The organism is Sorangium sp. So ce1153, from assembly GCF_051521595.1.
Lineage (GTDB): Bacteria > Myxococcota_A > Polyangia > Polyangiales > Polyangiaceae > Sorangium.
Window position 1 is genome coordinate 7,430,041 of record NZ_CP150361.1, and the last position, 15,596, is coordinate 7,445,636.

Genomic DNA, 15,596 nt, shown 5'->3' on the forward strand with positions numbered 1-15,596 from the left:
GAGCTGCCGGCCGCGGGACCCGTTCGTGAGCGACTCGTAGACGACTTGGGCCGGCGAGGCCACTTCTCGGAATGCGCCGGGGCGCCGCGCCGCGCCGCCGGCTCGAATCAGAACCGGATCGCGATCTTCCCGAAGTGGCCGCCGCTCGCCATGTGGTCGAGCGCCTGGCGGATCTCGGCGAAGGGGAACACGCGGTCGATCACCGGGCGGAGCCCGCTCGCCGCGATCGCGCGGTTCATGTCCTCGAACATCGCCCGCGAGCCCACGAAGATGCCATGCGCGCTGATCTGCTTCATCAGGAAGGGGAACAGGTTGAGCTCCGTCGCGCCGCCCGAGAGCACGCCGATGAGGCTCACGCGCCCGCCGGGCCGCACCGCGCGGAGCGAGCGGGCGATCGTGCCCGCGCCGCCCACCTCGATGACGTGCTCCACCCCCGCGCCGCCGGTGAACGAGAGCGCGGGCCGGTCCCACTCGGGCGTCGTGCGGTAGTTGATGGTCTCCGAGGCCCCGAGCGACCGCGCGCGCTCGAGCTTCTCGTCGCTGCTCGACGTGACGATGACGCGGGCGCCCGCGAGCCGGGCGAACTGGAGCGCGAAGATCGAGACGCCGCCCGTGCCCTGCACGAGCACCGTGTCGCCCGCCTTGAGGTGGCTCGCCGCGAAGAGCGCGTTCCAGGCCGTCACCGCGGCGCACGGCAGCGCCGCGGCCTCCTCGTCCGTGAGGTGCGGCGGGACCGCGACGACCCCCTCCTGGCCGAGGAGCACCTGCTCGGAGAGCACGCCGGGAAGCTCGCCGCCGAGCGCCGTCCTCGTCTTGGCGGCGGTCAGCTCCCCGTCGAGCCAGCGCTGGTGGAAGATCGGGCTCACGCGATCGCCGACCTTCACCCGCGTCACCCCCTCCCCGACGCCGATCACTTCGCCGACCCCGTCCGAGAGCGGGACGAGCGGCAGCGAGAACTTCGGGTTGTAGAGGCCCTTCACGACGAGAAGATCGCGGAAGTTCAGCGACGCGGCCTTCATCCTGAGGACGATCTGCCCGGGCCCCGGCTCCGGATCGGGGAGCTCGATCGGACGGAGCGCGTCGAGGCCGAACGAACCCTGAACAGCGAACGCTTTCATGCAGATCCTCCTTGATCGGAGGTGCGCTATCTCATGTGGGATGGACCCGGTCAACGCGCCGAGCGTTCAACGCGCCGATCGATCGACGCGCCGCCGCGCGTCGCGCAGCGCCTGAGAGGCGAGCCAGAGGCCGGCCGCCATCACGAGCGCCGTCCCGAGCAGCTGGCGCGCCGAGGGGATCTCGCCGAGCCAGGCGGCGGCGAGCACGTGCGACAGGACGACCCCGACGTAACCGATCGCGCCGATGCGCGCCGCGCTGTCGAGCGCGTAGGCGCGCGTCATCGCGAGCTGCGCGAGGCCGCCGGCGAGGCCCGTCCCGATCAGCAGGACGAGGCCGAGGGCGTCGGGCGTCCGCCAGACCGGGATCGACAGCGCGATCATCGCGGCGCTCGCCACGAGCGAGAAGTGCAGCGCGATCGACTCGGGGCTCGCGCGCGTCCCGCCGGCGCCGATCCGGCGCAGCCAGATCATGGCGAACGCCGAGAAGACGGCGCCGAGCGTGGCGATGAGCGCGATCTCGCCCGCGATCGCGAGCTTCGGCGCGGCGACCAGCGCGACGCCCGCGAAGGCGAGCAGGGTCGCGAGCCAGAGGCGCGGGCTGCTCCGCTCGGCGAGCATCCGCGGCGCGAGGATCGCGACGAAGATCGGGCTCGTCGCCCCGAGCGTGACCGCGTCGCCGAGCGCGATCTGCGGCGTGCCCAGCGTGTAGAAGCCGCAGAGCATCGCGCCGGTGCCGCAGAGCGAGCGCGCCCACGTGAGGCGCCGGTCGCTGCGGCCCATCGAGAGCGGCGCGCGGCGGACGAGCGCGACGCCGAGCGCGGTGGCCGCGCCCACCAGCGTGCGCGACGCCGCCACCTCGGGCCACGGGGCATGCTCCGACGAGACCCGCACGAGGACGTTCATCACGGCGAAGAGCGCCTGGGCCAGGATCATCCACAGGACGCCCGCGGTCGGGTGCGACGCGCGCCCCTCGTGCTCCGCGGCGAGGACGATCGCGGAGGCCCCGGCCGGGTGCGCGGCGACCGCGCCCTGTGACGACGATGACGTGCTCACGTGGCGCATCGCTTACCACCTCGCCGCCGCGCGCGCCGCAGCGCGCCACGCGGCGACGGTCACGCGGCGCTCCCGGGTGCGCGCGCGACACCGAGGCGCTACGGTCGCGGCGATGCGCGCGATCCATCGAGGCACACGGGAAAGGACGGGAGCCATGAACGACGTGCGGAGGCGCTGGCCCGGGGCGCCGTGGCTCGGGCTCATCGCCGCGAGCGCCGTCGCGCTCGGCTGCGGCGCGAGCGCCGGAAAGGAGCCGGCGGAGGCGCCGCCGGGCGCGTGGGGCGCCGAGGGCGCGGCGGAGGAGCGCGATGGCGCGCGCGCCCCGGAGGGCGAGGCCCGGGACGAGGAGCCCGCCGGCGGCGAGGCGCAGGCCGCCGCGGGGCCGCCCGCGCCGGGCAAGCTGATGACGCGCGCGGAGGCAGGGCGGTACGTGCTCGCGCTCGTGAACCGCGACAGGGCGGCGCACAAGCTGCCACAGGTCCGGTGGGACGAGACCGCGGCGCGCGCGGGGCGGCGGCACACCGAGGACATGGTGCGCGCCGGCTTCACCGGCCACTGGGGCAGCGACGGCTCGGTCCCGGAGGAGCGCTACACGGCGGCGGGCGGCGACGGGTTCCCGATGGAGAACGCCGGCTGCTTCGCCGACGCGATCCCGCGCGAGCTCGATCCGGAGCCGCGCTTCTCGGCGGAGAGCCTCGAGCGGGTGCACCACGCGTTCATGAACGAGAAGCCCCCGGCCGACGGGCACCGGCGCAACGTGCTCACAGCGTCGCACACCTCGCTCGGGGTCGGCCTGGCCAAGGCGAAGGGGCTCGACATCGCGTGCATGGCGCAGGAGTTCGTCGACGACTACGGGAAGTACCAGCCGCTCCCCCGGCGGGCGCGGGTCGGCGAGGTGGTCCGGGTGACCGGCGAGCTGAGGGCGCCGGCGAAGATCGCGGGCGTCGGGATCTCGCGGGTCGACCCGGCCAGTCCGATCGCGCCGGAGAAGCTGCTCAAGATGGGCGGGTATCCGATCCCGCCTCCCTACGCGACCTTCTTCCCGAAGGGCTTCAAGACGCCTATTCCTCTGGAGGTGAGCGGCAATCGATTCGACATCCAGGTCCCGCTGGACGACGGCAAGCGGCCCGGCCGCTACGGCGTCAGCGTCTGGGCGACGTTCCCCCCCTCGAACGAGCTCAAGATGGTCTCGCTCCGCGTCGTCGACGTGGGCGGCAAGGGAGGAGCGCGGTGAGCCACAGCCGCCCCCCTGCTTCATCCTCCGAGGACCTCGACGCCGTCAAGGTGCTCGATCACCTGGTCCGCCGCGCTGTCTCGATGGGCGCGAGCGACATCCACGTCGAGCCGAAGCGCGACAGCATCCGCGTGCGGTACCGCGTCGACGGCGTGATGGTGGCGCAGGGGCAGATCCCGATCAACATCGGGCCTTCGCTCGCCTCGCGCGTGAAGGTGCTCGCGCGGATGGACATGACCGAGCGGCGGCTGCCGCAGGACGGCCAGTTCAGCCTGGAGCTGCACGGCCACCCGCTCATCCACCTGCGCGCCTCGACGTTCCCCGCGATCCACGGCGAGACGGTCGTGCTGCGCGTGCTGCTCAGCCACCAGCTGATCGCGCTCGAGAAGCTCGGGCTGCCCGAGGGCGACCTGCCGCGGGTCGAGCGGCTCGCGGACCGCCCGGCGGGGCTCATCGTCGTGTGCGGGCCGACAGGGTCGGGGAAGACCTCGACGCTCTACTCGCTGCTCAAGGTGATGAAGACCGGCGAGCTCAGCATCGTGACGCTGGAAGATCCCATCGAGGTCGAGTTCGCGGACATCACGCAGGGGCAGACCAACCCGAGGCAGGGCTTCACCTTCGCGACCGGCCTGCGCGCGATCCTGCGGCAGGACCCGGACGTGATCATGGTGGGCGAGATGCGCGACCCCGAGACGGCGCAGATCGCGCTGCAGGCGAGCCTCACGGGGCACCTCGTGCTGTCGACGCTGCACACCTCGGACGCCGTCGACACGGTGGCGCGCCTCGTGGACCTCGGCGCGGAGTCGTGGATCGTGGCGAACGCCCTGCTCGCGGTGATCGCGCAGCGGCTGGTGCGGAAGCTCTGCGACGAGTGCGCCGAGACGTACGAGCTCGAGAGCGACGTGACGGGCGAGGAGGACAAGGTCCTCATCGAGAAGGGCACCGAGCTGAAGCGCGCCGTCGGGTGCCAGACGTGCCACCTGACGGGCTACCGGGGCCGGATCGGGCTCTTCGAGATGCTGGAGCTCGACGACGACCTGCGGGAGCTCGTGAAGGCGCGGGCGGGGAAGCGCGCGTACCGGGACGCCGCGCGCAAGGTGGGGCTCGTGCCGCTCCGCGAGGCCGGGCTCACCCGGGTGAAGGAGGGCGTCACGTCCCTCGACGAGGTGCTCCGCGTGACGTGATGCGCCGCGCGGCCCACGCCGCACGGCGCGGCGCCGGTCAGGTCGCCTGCGAGGTGCCGTCGTCGACGGCGTTGGCGGCGATGACGCCCTTGTACCAGAGCGCGCTGTCCTTCGGGGTGCGCTTCTGCGTCTCGTAGTCGACCCAGACGATGCCGAACCGCTGGGAGTAGCCGCGATCCCACTCGTAGTTGTCCATCAGCGACCACACGAAGTAGCCGGCGAGCGGCGCGCCGGCGTCCATCGCGCGCCGCGCCGCGATGAAGTGATCGCGCAGGTACTGGAGCCGCCGCTGGTCCGGGATGCGCCCGCTCTTGTCGGGCCCCTCCGAGTACGCCGCGCCGTTCTCCGTCACGTAGAGCTTCGGCACCCCGTACTCCACGTGCAGCCGGATGAGCAGCCGACGCAGGCCTTCCGGGTACACCTCCCACTCCATCTCGGTCTGCTCGGATACCGGCGCGATGTGCTCCGTCCGCGGCCGGTTCTGCTCCTCGGGCACCTTCGTGCTCCGCAGGACCGCCCGGGAGTAGTAGTTGAGGCCGAGGAAGTCGCACTGCGTGGCGATGATGTCGAGATCGCCGGGCTTGCAGACGGTCAGCCCCTCCGGCGGGAGGTAGCCCAGCGCGATGTAGTCCGCGATCATGTCCGCCGGGTAGTGCCGGCCGTACAGCGGATCGAGGAACCAGCGGGTGAAATACCCGTCGTAGTGGCGGGCCGCGTCGTAGTCCGCGGCGCTCGGCGACGCGGGCATCGCGTAGTTCGAGTTCAGCGTGATGCCGACCTCGGCGCCGGGGCAGTTCCTGCGCACCACGGGCACCGCCATCCCGTGCGAGAGCAGCAGGTGGTGGCTCACCGTCAGCGCCTTGCTGAAGTCGCGCATGCCCGGCGCGTGGATGCCCTTCTCGTAGCTGAGGAACGCGGTGCACCACGGCTCGTTGTGGGTGATCCACTTCTTCACGCGATCGCCGAGCTTCCGGGTCACCACGTCGGTGAACTCCACGAACGCTTCCGCCGTGGAGCGATGCTGCCAGCCCCCGACCTCGTCCTGGAGCACCTGCGGCAGGTCCCAGTGAAAGAGCGTCGCGTACGGCTCGATCCCGGCCTCGAGCAGCCCGTCCACCAGCCGGCTGTAGAAATCGAGCCCCTTCTGGTTCACCGCGCCCCGACCGTTCGGGAGGATGCGCGGCCACGCGAGCGAGAACCTGTAGGCCATCATGCCCAGGCTCTTCATCAGCGCGATGTCTTCAGGCCACCGGTGGTAGTGGTCGCACGCGACGTCGCCGTTGGTCCCGTCGGTGATCTGACCGGGGGTCTTCGCGAAGCGATCCCAGATCGACTCGCTGCGGCCATCCTCGCTCGTGGCGCCCTCGATCTGATACGAGGACGTCGCCACACCCCAAACGAACTTGTCGGGAAATCTCAGAGCCGGCATGTTGCTTCGTGGTTCTCCTCAGATGGGCGCAGCCCCGACGGGGGCAGGCACCTGCCGCTCGTAGTGCGGGGACGGCGCGACCGAGCCGGGAGCGTAGAGGTGGCAGCGGACCCAGTGCCCCGCGCCGATGTCGGTGGCGGCGGGCATCTGCTCGCGGCACGTGTTCATCACGCTCGGGCAGCGGTCGGCGAACGGGCAGCCCGGCGGCGGGTTGATGAGCTTCGGCGCGCCGGAGCGGGCCGGGAGCTCGCCGCGGATCGAGCCGTTCGGGTCCGGCACCGCCGAGAGCAGGAGCTTCGTGTACGGGTGCGCGGGCTGCTGCATCAGCTCCTCGCTGGGCGCGCCCTCCACGATGTGGCCGGCGTACATCACCATCGTGCGATCGGCGACGTAGCGCGCGCTCGCGATGTCGTGCGTGATGTAGAGGTACGAGATGCCGCGCTCTTCCTTGAGGCGCTCCATCAAGTTGAGGACGCCCATGCGGATCGAGACGTCGAGCATCGAGATCGGCTCGTCCGCGAGGATCACGGTGGGATCCACGGCGAGGGCGCGCGCGATCGCCACGCGCTGCCGCTGGCCGCCCGAGAGCTGGTAAGGGAACTTGGCCGCGACCTCCGCCGGGGGGTTGAGATCGACCGTCTTGAGCAGCTCGTGCACCTTCTCCCGGAGGATCGCGGCGTTCGGCGCCTTGTTGTGGAGCAGCAGCGGCCGCTCCAGGTGGTAGCCGATCGTGTGCACCGGGTTCAGCGAGCCGAACGGATCCTGGAAGATCATCTGCACCTGCCCGCGGTACGCGAGCGAGGCGCGGTTCGGCTCCTCCTTCAGCACGTCGCGACCCTTGAACAGGATCTGCCCGCTGCTCGGCGGCATCAGCCGCGCGAGCAGCCGCGCGATCGTGCTCTTGCCGCTGCCCGACTCCCCGACCAGCGCGATGACCTCACGCTCCGCGAGCGAGAACGAAGCGTCGTGCAGCGCCCGGAGCTGCTGCGCGCGGAGCCCGCCGCCCACAGGGAAGAACTTGGCGAGGCGCACCACGTCGAGGACAGGCGAGACAGAAGGTTGCGTCATCGTCATGGTCAGTAGAGGTGGCAGGCGCCGCGGTGCTCGGGCGCGATTTCACGGAGGAGCGGCAGCTCGTGTTGGCAGGTCGCGAACGCCTGGGGGCACCGGGGGTGGAAGCGGCAGCCGGGCGGCGGGTTGCGCATGTCGGGCGGCGAGCCGGGGATGCCCTGCAGCCTGCGGCGGGGCCCCCGGACCGAGGGGAACGACCCGAGGAGCCCCTGCGTGTACGGGTGCTTCGGATCGCTGAACAGGTCCTTGGCGCGGGCGGTCTCCGCGAGCTTGCCCGCGTAGAGGATCGCGATGCGCGTCGAGAACTCGGCGATCAGCGAGAGATCGTGCGTGATGAAGAGGATCGAGAAGCCCAGCCGCTCCTTGAGCTCGGCGATCTGCTGGAGGATCTCCCGCTGCACGACGACGTCGAGCGCCGTCGTGGGCTCGTCCATGATGAGGAACGGCGGCTTGAGCGCCATGGCGATCGCGATGACGACGCGCTGGCGCATGCCGCCCGACAGCTGGTGCGGGTAGCTGCTCAGGCGCGACGAGTCGATGTTCACGAGCTTGAGCAGCGCGGCCGCGCGCTCCATCGCCTGCGCGTTCGTCACCCCGTCGTGCGCGATGATCGGGTCGGCGATCTGCTCGCCGATCGTCAGCACCGGGTTGAGCGCGGTCATCGCGCTCTGGAACACCAGCGCCATCTTCCGCCAGCGGAACGCGCGGAGCTGCTCCTCGTTCATGGCCAGGACGTCCTGCCCGGCGAAGTACACGTGCCCGCCCGTGATGACCGCCGGCGGGCGCAGCAGCCGCATGATGGCCATCGCCACCGTCGACTTGCCGCTGCCCGACTCGCCCGCGAGGCCGAGCACCTCCCCCGGGGCGATGTCGAAGGAGACGTTGTCGACCGCGCACACCGGGCCGGTCGGGGTCATGAACTCGACCCGGAGATCCTGAACTGAGAGAAGCGGACTAGGCGCCATGGGTCCTCACTACCGGCGTCGACTGACCAGCCACGACCTTGTGGCTCTTGAGCATACGCGACCAGGCCCCCTCCGCGCGAAGCCGCGGATTCGAGATCTCGTCGATCGCATAGTTGATCAGCGTGAGCGCGAACCCGACGAGCGCGACGCACACGCCGGTGGGCACGATCGTCCACCAGGCGCCCGTGAGGAGCGCGGCGTTGTTGCTCGCCCAGTAGAGGTTCGTCCCCCAGGTCACGGCGCTCAGGTCGCCGAGCCCGAGGAACTCGAGGCCGACCTGCGCGCCGATCGCGTAGATCGTCGCGCCGATGAAGCCGGACATGAGGAGCGACGTCATGTTCGGCAGGATCTCGCGGAAGATGATGCGCGCGCTGCCCTCGCCGCTGACGAGGGCCGCGGACACGAAGTCCTTGTCGCGCAGCGCGAGCACCTGCGACCGGAGCACGCGCGCGTTCCACGCCCACCCCGTGAGCACGAGGACGAACAGGATCGTCATCGGCCCCGCGGGCAGGTAGGCCGCGATGACGACGGCCATCGGCAGGCCCGGGATGATCAGGAAGACGTTCGTGAGCAGCGACAGCACGTTGTCGATCCAGCCGCCGAAGTAGCCGCCGGCCATGCCGATCACCGCGCCGATCGCCATCACGGCGAAGCCCGTGGCGAACCCGACGGCCAGCGAGGTGCGCGCGCCGACGATCGTCTGCGCGAGCACGTCCTGCCCCTGTCCCGTGGTGCCGAAGAGGTGCTCGGCCGAGGGCGCCTCGTGCGGCATCCCCACGAACGCGTGCGGATCCTGGCCGACGAACGTGGGGCCGAGCACCGAGAGGAGGAGGAAGAAGAGCACGATGAGCGTGCCCACCATCGCCTTGCGGTTCGAGAGGAGGCGGAGGATCCACCCCGCCGCGCGGGGCGCACTGCCCCCGCTGTTGCTTTGTTGCGCAGCCATCGCTTCTCCTGGACCCGGTCCTCAGCGCCCGCGGGCGCGGGGATCAAGAAACACGTAGATGACGTCGACCAGGAAGTTCGCCCCCAGCACGGCCAGCGTGATGGTGAGGAAGATGCCCTGCATGAGCGGGTAGTCCTGGTTACGAACAGCCTGAATGAGCAAGTAGCCCTGACCCGGGTACGAGAAGACGATCTCGGTGAGCAGCGACCCGGCGAGCACGAACCCGAGCGCCATGCCGAAGCCGGTGATGTTGGGCAGGAGCGCGTTCCGCGCGGCGTAGCTGAACATGACCCGCCACCGGGAGAGCCCCTTGGCCTGGGCCATGGTGATGTACTCCTCGGACAGCACGGTGACCATCGCGCTGCGCATGCCGAGCATCCAGCCCCCGATGGTGGCGATGACGATCGACAGGGCGGGAAGGACCATGTGCGACAGCACGCTCCCGATGAACTCCGCGCTCCACTCGGGCGAGAGGGTGTCGCTGTAGGCGTGGCGCAGCGGGAAAGCCCCGAGGACGAACCCGAGGATGTAGAGCGCCACCATCGCGAGCCAGAAGTACGGGAACGCGCCCATGAACATGAGGACGGGCGGCATGACCGAGTCGAGCAAGCCGCCGCGCTTCCATGTCGCGATGATCCCGAGCAGCGTCCCCAGCCCGAAGCTGACGATCACCGCGCCACCCGACAGGAGCAGCGTCCAGCCGAGCCCTGTCGCGATGACGTCCGTCACCTTCGCAGGGAAGTGAGCGACCGACGTGCCGAGATCGCCCGTCAACGTGTGGCTCAGGTAAGTGATGTACTGCTTGGGGAGCGGTTCACCCGTGAACCCGAACGCCTTCCGCAGCGCGTCGATCGCCTCCGGCTGGAGCTGACCGCGGAAGCGCGCGAACATCGCCGAGGCGGGGTCGCCCGGCATCGCTCGCGGAATGAGGAAGTTCAGGGTGAGCGACGCCCACGCCGCGATGAAGTACAAGCCCAGCTGTCGCAGAAGGTAACGCACAGAAGCTCTCTCTTCTAACCTGCTCTCCGGATCAGGTCACGCCCAACTTCACTTCGGCTTGAGCTCGGTGAGGACGAGCAGGTACTCGGGCGGGTTGTTTGGTGACAGCTTCGCGTACGGGTTCTCCTTGCTCGGGAACCCGGTGAAGCGGCGGGTGCTGTACTCGCCCCACGACGGCCCAGGGAACAGCGGGACCGAGGGCGCCGTCTCGGAGAAGATCTCCTGGAGCTGCTCGAGCAGCTTCTTCTGCTCTGCCTGCTCCGTCGCGGCCTCGAACTGCTCGAACAGGGCGTCCGCCTGCTTGGCGCCGAAGCGGTGCCAGTTGCGCGACGACGCCTCCCCGACCGGCTTCACGGTCGCGGTGCCGAGCAGGTCGCGGTAGAAGTTGTACGGCGTCGGCTCCTCGTTCGACCAGCCCATCGACAGGTCGAAGGTGCCCTTCTGGAGCGCCTCGAAGAACGCGCTGAAGTCGTACGTCTTCAGCGTGGCCTCCACGCCGACCTGCTTCACCTGCTGCGTCACGATCTGCGCCGCGCGCACCCAGTCGGACCAGCCCGTGACGACGTTGATGTCGAAGCGCAGCGGCTTGCCGTCCTTCGTGCGGATGCCGTCCGCGCCCTTCGCGTAGCCCGCCTCGTCGAGGATCTGGTTCGCCTTGGCCACGTCGAACTTCACCCAGTCGCCGCCCTCGACGACCTTCTGGCTGCGCCAGCGCTCGTGCGCGTCGCTGAGCGCCGTCGCGTCCGACGGCCGCGTGTAGTTGTTCATGGCGACCTTGACGATCTGCTCGCGGTCGAGCGACATGCTGATCGCCTTGCGCACCCGGACGTCGTCGAGCGGCTTCTTCGTCGTGTTCGTGTAGACGAACACCGTGCTGCCGACGAGCGGGAACCAGTAGTGGTGATTCGTGGGGTCCTTGCCGACGTAGACCTTCTCGATCTCCGGGACGAAGTTGCCTGCCCAGTCGACCTCACCGTTCAGGAGCGCCAGGTTCGCCTGGTCGTTGCCGGGGTAAGCCGGGAAACGAAGCCCCTTGACCGCGGGCTTGCCCTGCTGCCAGTAGTTCGGGTTCCGGCCGAGCTCGTAGATCTGGTTCTGGAAGGTCTTCACCTCGGTGAAGGGCCCCGTCGCGACCGGGTTCTCGTTCGTGAACGTGACCGGATCCGACACGTCCTTCCACTTGTGCTCCGGCACGATGGGCTGGTGCCCGAGGAACACGAGCCCAGGGACGTACGGCCGCGTCAGCGTGAACTCGACCGCCGAGTCGCTCTTGGCCTCAACCGCGGTCAGCCACTTCCAGACGCCCTGGAGGTCGAGGGCGGCGTGCTTCTTCAGCAGGCCGAAGGTGAAGGCGACGTCCTTCGCCGTGAAGGGCTGGCCGTCGGACCACTTCACGCCAGGACGCGTCGTGAAGGTGAGCGTCTTGTTCCCGTTGCTCCACTCGTACTTCGACGCGAGCCACGGGGTGAACTCGCCCTTCATCGTGTTGTAGACGAGGAGCGGCTCGTAGATGCCAGCGACGGTTGGCCAGCGAACGTTGCCTGGTGCCAGCAGAGGATTGAAGTTGCGCACCCACGACGCCTGCTGCTCGATCGAGACGGTGAGGAACGTATCAACCGTGGGGTTCTTGCCCGGAGCGATCGGGGAGGGGCCCTGGCCTTTCGGAGGCTCCTGCGTGACCTCGGATTTCTTGCAACCCGCCGACGCGCCAACCGAAAGAAGCAACGCCGACAGAACGAATGTTCGACGCGGCAAGAACCGGTTCCTCATGAGAATGCTCCTCGCGGGGGCCCCATGGGCACACCCGGGCGCCCACCGTCCCTCTCCCACTTCATTGATCTTCCTGGGAGCCGCCACGCGGCAGAGCGGCCCGCCGGAGTTTCGGCGCGCGCAACGCAGCGCACCATACCGGCATCCAGACGTCGGCACTGTAGCCGTCTTCTCACACCAGTGTCAACGGGGATTCGAGGTCGATACCAAGTTCTCACGCCGCTCACTCAGGCGCGTTTTCAGCGGAGATGTCGTGACGCGTCATGCCTCGCAGCGGCGAGTCCATCTCGCCCTGTCATCACGCGTCATGATGGGACGATCAGCCCCGATACTCGCACTGTTATTTTCTTGGGTCACAGCAAGAAAGAGAGCGTGTCTCCGACGCGGCATTTCAGGTCCGGCCGGGAGACGTCTATAACAGAGACCCGCGAGCGGTGACAAGACCAGAAATTTCCATTTTGCACCGGCGGCTCTCGAGCCTGGACCCTCTCGAGGTGCGAGGCCCGGACACGCCCCGTGCGGGTGGCGGAGATCGCCCCCGGAAGGCGCGGGGCGATGGGCTCAGGCGCGACTCGCGGGCTGGCGACTGGGGGACTGGCCCGGTGGCTCCCGCGGCCGGCTGTAAGTACCACGTTCCGGGGAGATTCCCCTCGATGTCCTCGCCGCTTCGCGCGAGGGCGGGAGCGGCCAGGCGGGCCGCAGGCGCGCGTCACTGGAGCGGGGGCGCGGCCACGGACACAGGCAGCTCGGCGCCGAAGAGCTCGTCCGCCGCGCTGTTGTCGATGAACACGCTGTCCTTGTCCGGCGCGAGCGCCGACGAGCCTTGCACGACCAGCCCGAAGAGGTTGTCCGAGGCGCGAACCCTGGAGAGGCGACCCGAGCTCCCGTCGTAGAGGATCCCCGCCCGCGCGCAGCCGGCCACGCGCACCTCCGCGAGGGTGGCAGTGGACCCGGCGAGCGCCAGGACACCATCGGCGACGAGCGCCTCACGACGCGCGCCCTCCCCCGCCCCGCCCGCGCCGGTCACCCCGTCGATGACCGTCGAGGAGATGTCCGCGTCGGCGCCGAACAGCGCCACGCCGGCCGTGCGGCTCGCCCGGACGAGAGACGAGGCGAGCTGGAGCTCGTAGCGCGCGGCCGCGACGCCGATGCCGGCGCCGGCGTCGTCGCCCGAGGTGCCCTGGATGAGGTCGCCCGTCATCTCGACCCTGCCGCCCGGGATCTCCGCGCCGGCGAGGACGCCGACGGAGCGGTTGCCGCTGACGAGGTTGCCCGCGAGCACCGCGTTGGCGCCGCGGTGGATGACGATCCCCTGCCCCGCCGGCGCGCGGCCGTCCGGCGCGACATGCCCCTCGACGAGGTTGCCAGTCACGGTCGCCTCGGACCCGAGATACCCCACCGACAGGCCGCTCCCCTCGTTGTCGCGGATCGCGTTCGACGCGAGCGTCGCGCGGCCCTCCATCACGATGACCCCGGCGCCGTCCCCCCAGCCCTCGGCGAGGGTGCCCTCGATGAGGTTGCCCTCGGCGACGATCTCGGCGGGCAGGTCGCCCACGTGCACGCCGGTCCCGCGGTTCTGGAAGATTGCGCTGTCGTGGAGGCGCATCGCCGCGCCGCGGGCGACGGCCACGCCGAAGCCCCCGAGCCGGGACTCCGGCTCGGCCGCCACCGTGCCCATCACGAGGCTCCGCGCCATCGTCGCCGCGGCGCCCTCGCCGATGACGGCGACGCCGAGCTCCGCGTTGCCGAGGATCGCGCTCGCGTCGATCGCGACGCGCGATCGCGCCGCCGCGTACACGCCGACGCCGTAGCTGAGATCGTGGAGCCCGGCGCGCGTCCCCTCGACGAGCACGCCGGAGAGCGTCGCCGAAGCGCCCGTCACCGCGAAGATCCCCGACAGATGGTTGCCGACGACGGCTGTGTCCTCGATCGACGCCTCGGCGCCGTCGGCAGCGACGATCCCCTGACCGTCTCGGATGTACTCCGACGGCAGCGTCCCCTCGACGAGGCTGCCCACCACGGCCGCCGTGGCGCCCGTCTGGCGCGCCGCCACGCCGGCCGCGCGGTTGCCCGTGACGGCGCTCTCCTTCACGGTCAGCGCGCCGCCGGCCTGCGCGAGGGCGCCCGTGCCGCCGCCTTCCTCGCCGGAGCGCGTCCCCTCGATCCAGCTCTGCGCCGCGGAGAGCCGCGCGCCGCCGCTCGCCAGGACGCCGACGTGGGCTGCGCCCTTGACGTGGACGCGCTCGAGCGCCACCGCGCTCGCGCCGATCGCCACGACGCCGGCGCCGTCCCCGCCGATCTCGACGCCCCGGAGCGTCACCTCCCCTGCGTCGAGCACGGCCACGATCGCAGGGGGACGGCTGAGCGGGCTCACCCCGCGGATCCGCACGCGCGAGGCGCACCGTCCGGCGATCGCGAGCGGCCTCGTGATGACGAGCGGCTCGTCGTAGGTGCCCTCCGCGAGCGCGATCGTCCCGCCCTCGGCGGCGAGCTCCAGCGCCGCCGCGAGCGTCGTGACGGGCCGCTCCTCGGAGCCGTCGCCGTCCGCGCCGGAGTAGCTCGGGTCCACATAGAGATTCCCGGGCGCGCGCGCGATGTTCCCCCAGCGCCCGGCCCCGCAGCCGCCGGGGCCGTCGACGGGCACGCACCCCGCTTCGGGGGTGGCGAACGTGCCAGTCGGGCACTTCGCCATGGCCGGCCTGCAGAGCCCGTCGTCGCCCGCGAGCTCCCTGGCGCAGCGCGGGATACCGACGGGAATGCAGCCCTCATCGAACTTCGGGATCGTCCCCGGAGGGCATCTGGCCATCGCGGGGTGGCAGAGATCGTCGTCCCCCACGAACAGCTCGGCGCACCCCTGGATGCCCACCGGCATGCACGCGCCGCCGGGGCCGAGCGCGTGCCCGCGCGGGCAGGGCGGGCGCGGCGGGACGAGCTCGCCGTCGAGCGTCGCGTCGGAGCCGTGCACCGGTTCGCTGCACGCCCCGGTGAGCAACGACAGGAGAGCGATGCAGACGGCCATCCAAGATGAACGCGGACGCGTCGCGCCGAGGCGCATTCGATACCCTCCTCAGAAAGCGCGCCGCCTCGAGTCGCGCGTGGCGCTGGCTCCCGGCCTCCCGGGCGGACAACCCCACCAGCGCTCCCGCGACGGCGCGGAGACCGCGCGTGTCCTGCATGGACCGGCGCTTCGAGCACCTGAGCTCTTCGAGCCCGCGGCAGGGAGATGAGATCAGCGCCTGAGCGGCGCCGCGCGAGCTCCTTTGGCGTGATGATTCTTACAACAGGAGGCAGGCTCCTGCCAGGCAGCAGAGTCGCGATCGCGCCGGCTTTCCGTGCGACGCCGCGGACGGCTGTGTCGCGCTGGGCGCCCCGCGGCGGAGCACGCGGGAGCGGCCTCGCGGGGCCGCCGTCCGCGACTGACGGGAGCGGCGCCGTCGTTCTGGACGACGGGGGCGCGGCGCGCCGCGGGGAGAACCGCGCTCGGGCGCGCCGCGATACCGAGGCTGCCGCACGAGGAGCGCCGCCCGGGGACCTTATCGGCTGGAGTGGGCTGCGCAGGGCGTGACCAGAGCGCCGCGGGGCTCGCGGACGTCGCCGCGGGAGGAGCGTTGATGGCGAGTCTTCACAGCCATCGATTGCAGAGATCGACCAGCTCTTCGGAAATGCGGTCTGCAGGCCACGATAAAGCAGCAAGTCGGGTCGCTCTCACGCCGTCCGGCCCCGCGCCGCGCGCCGCGCGCCGCGCCGACATTTGCCTTTCTCCAGCGCTCCGGCGCATCCCACATCGGCGCTGCGAGGCGGTATCCAGACGCGCCGGCGCGGCGGCG

11 protein-coding genes are annotated in these 15,596 nt (G+C 70.7%); 2 read left to right on the top strand and 9 right to left on the bottom strand.

The features are described 5' to 3' along the window. Positions 1-107: 107 nt before the first annotated feature. Entirely contained in the window at positions 108-1,118 is a 1,011-nt protein-coding gene (locus WME85_RS26725; protein ID WP_437825183.1) for a zinc-dependent alcohol dehydrogenase family protein, read from the bottom strand. Between the two features lie 66 nt (positions 1,119-1,184). Continuing rightward, entirely contained in the window at positions 1,185-2,180 is a 996-nt protein-coding gene (locus tag WME85_RS26730) for a DMT family transporter (protein WP_437825184.1), read from the bottom strand. Between the two features lie 145 nt (positions 2,181-2,325). Between WME85_RS26730 and WME85_RS26735 the strand changes: the two genes are divergently transcribed. Continuing rightward, entirely contained in the window at positions 2,326-3,405 is a 1,080-nt protein-coding gene (locus WME85_RS26735; RefSeq protein WP_437825185.1) for a CAP domain-containing protein, read from the top strand. Continuing rightward, complete coding sequence (locus tag WME85_RS26740) at positions 3,402-4,589, top strand: GspE/PulE family protein (RefSeq protein WP_437825186.1); 1,188 nt, start codon at positions 3,402-3,404, stop codon at positions 4,587-4,589. The genes WME85_RS26735 and WME85_RS26740 overlap by 4 nt, the downstream gene beginning before the upstream one ends. A 37-nt stretch (positions 4,590-4,626) precedes the next feature. Here the strand turns inward: WME85_RS26740 and WME85_RS26745 are convergent, their stop codons facing one another. The 7 genes from WME85_RS26745 to WME85_RS26775 all read right to left on the bottom strand — a co-directional run bounded on the left by WME85_RS26745 (position 4,627) and on the right by WME85_RS26775 (position 14,788). Then, positions 4,627-6,018 carry a GH1 family beta-glucosidase gene (locus WME85_RS26745; protein ID WP_437825187.1) on the bottom strand — a complete coding sequence of 464 codons (1,392 nt, stop codon included), beginning with the start codon at positions 6,016-6,018 and terminating at the stop codon, positions 4,627-4,629. Positions 6,019-6,036: 18 nt separating this feature from the next. Continuing rightward, a complete protein-coding gene (locus WME85_RS26750; protein WP_437825188.1) occupies positions 6,037-7,092 on the bottom strand; it encodes an ABC transporter ATP-binding protein in 1,056 nt (351 codons plus the stop codon). A 2-nt stretch (positions 7,093-7,094) separates the two neighbouring features. Further along, positions 7,095-8,054, bottom strand: coding sequence for an ABC transporter ATP-binding protein (locus WME85_RS26755; protein ID WP_437825189.1), 960 nt, complete (start codon positions 8,052-8,054; stop codon positions 7,095-7,097). Further along, positions 8,044-9,000: an ABC transporter permease gene (locus WME85_RS26760; RefSeq protein ID WP_437825190.1), complete on the bottom strand. Its 957-nt coding sequence runs from the start codon at positions 8,998-9,000 to the stop codon at positions 8,044-8,046. The genes WME85_RS26755 and WME85_RS26760 overlap by 11 nt, the downstream gene beginning before the upstream one ends. A gap of 21 nt (positions 9,001-9,021) precedes the next feature. After that, positions 9,022-9,999 carry an ABC transporter permease gene (locus WME85_RS26765; RefSeq protein ID WP_437825191.1) on the bottom strand — a complete coding sequence of 326 codons (978 nt, stop codon included), beginning with the start codon at positions 9,997-9,999 and terminating at the stop codon, positions 9,022-9,024. A gap of 48 nt (positions 10,000-10,047) precedes the next feature. Then, positions 10,048-11,769: an ABC transporter substrate-binding protein gene (locus tag WME85_RS26770; protein ID WP_437825192.1), complete on the bottom strand. Its 1,722-nt coding sequence runs from the start codon at positions 11,767-11,769 to the stop codon at positions 10,048-10,050. A 709-nt stretch (positions 11,770-12,478) separates the two neighbouring features. Further along, complete coding sequence (locus WME85_RS26775; protein ID WP_437825193.1) at positions 12,479-14,788, bottom strand: right-handed parallel beta-helix repeat-containing protein; 2,310 nt, start codon at positions 14,786-14,788, stop codon at positions 12,479-12,481. Positions 14,789-15,596: the final 808 nt, after the last annotated feature.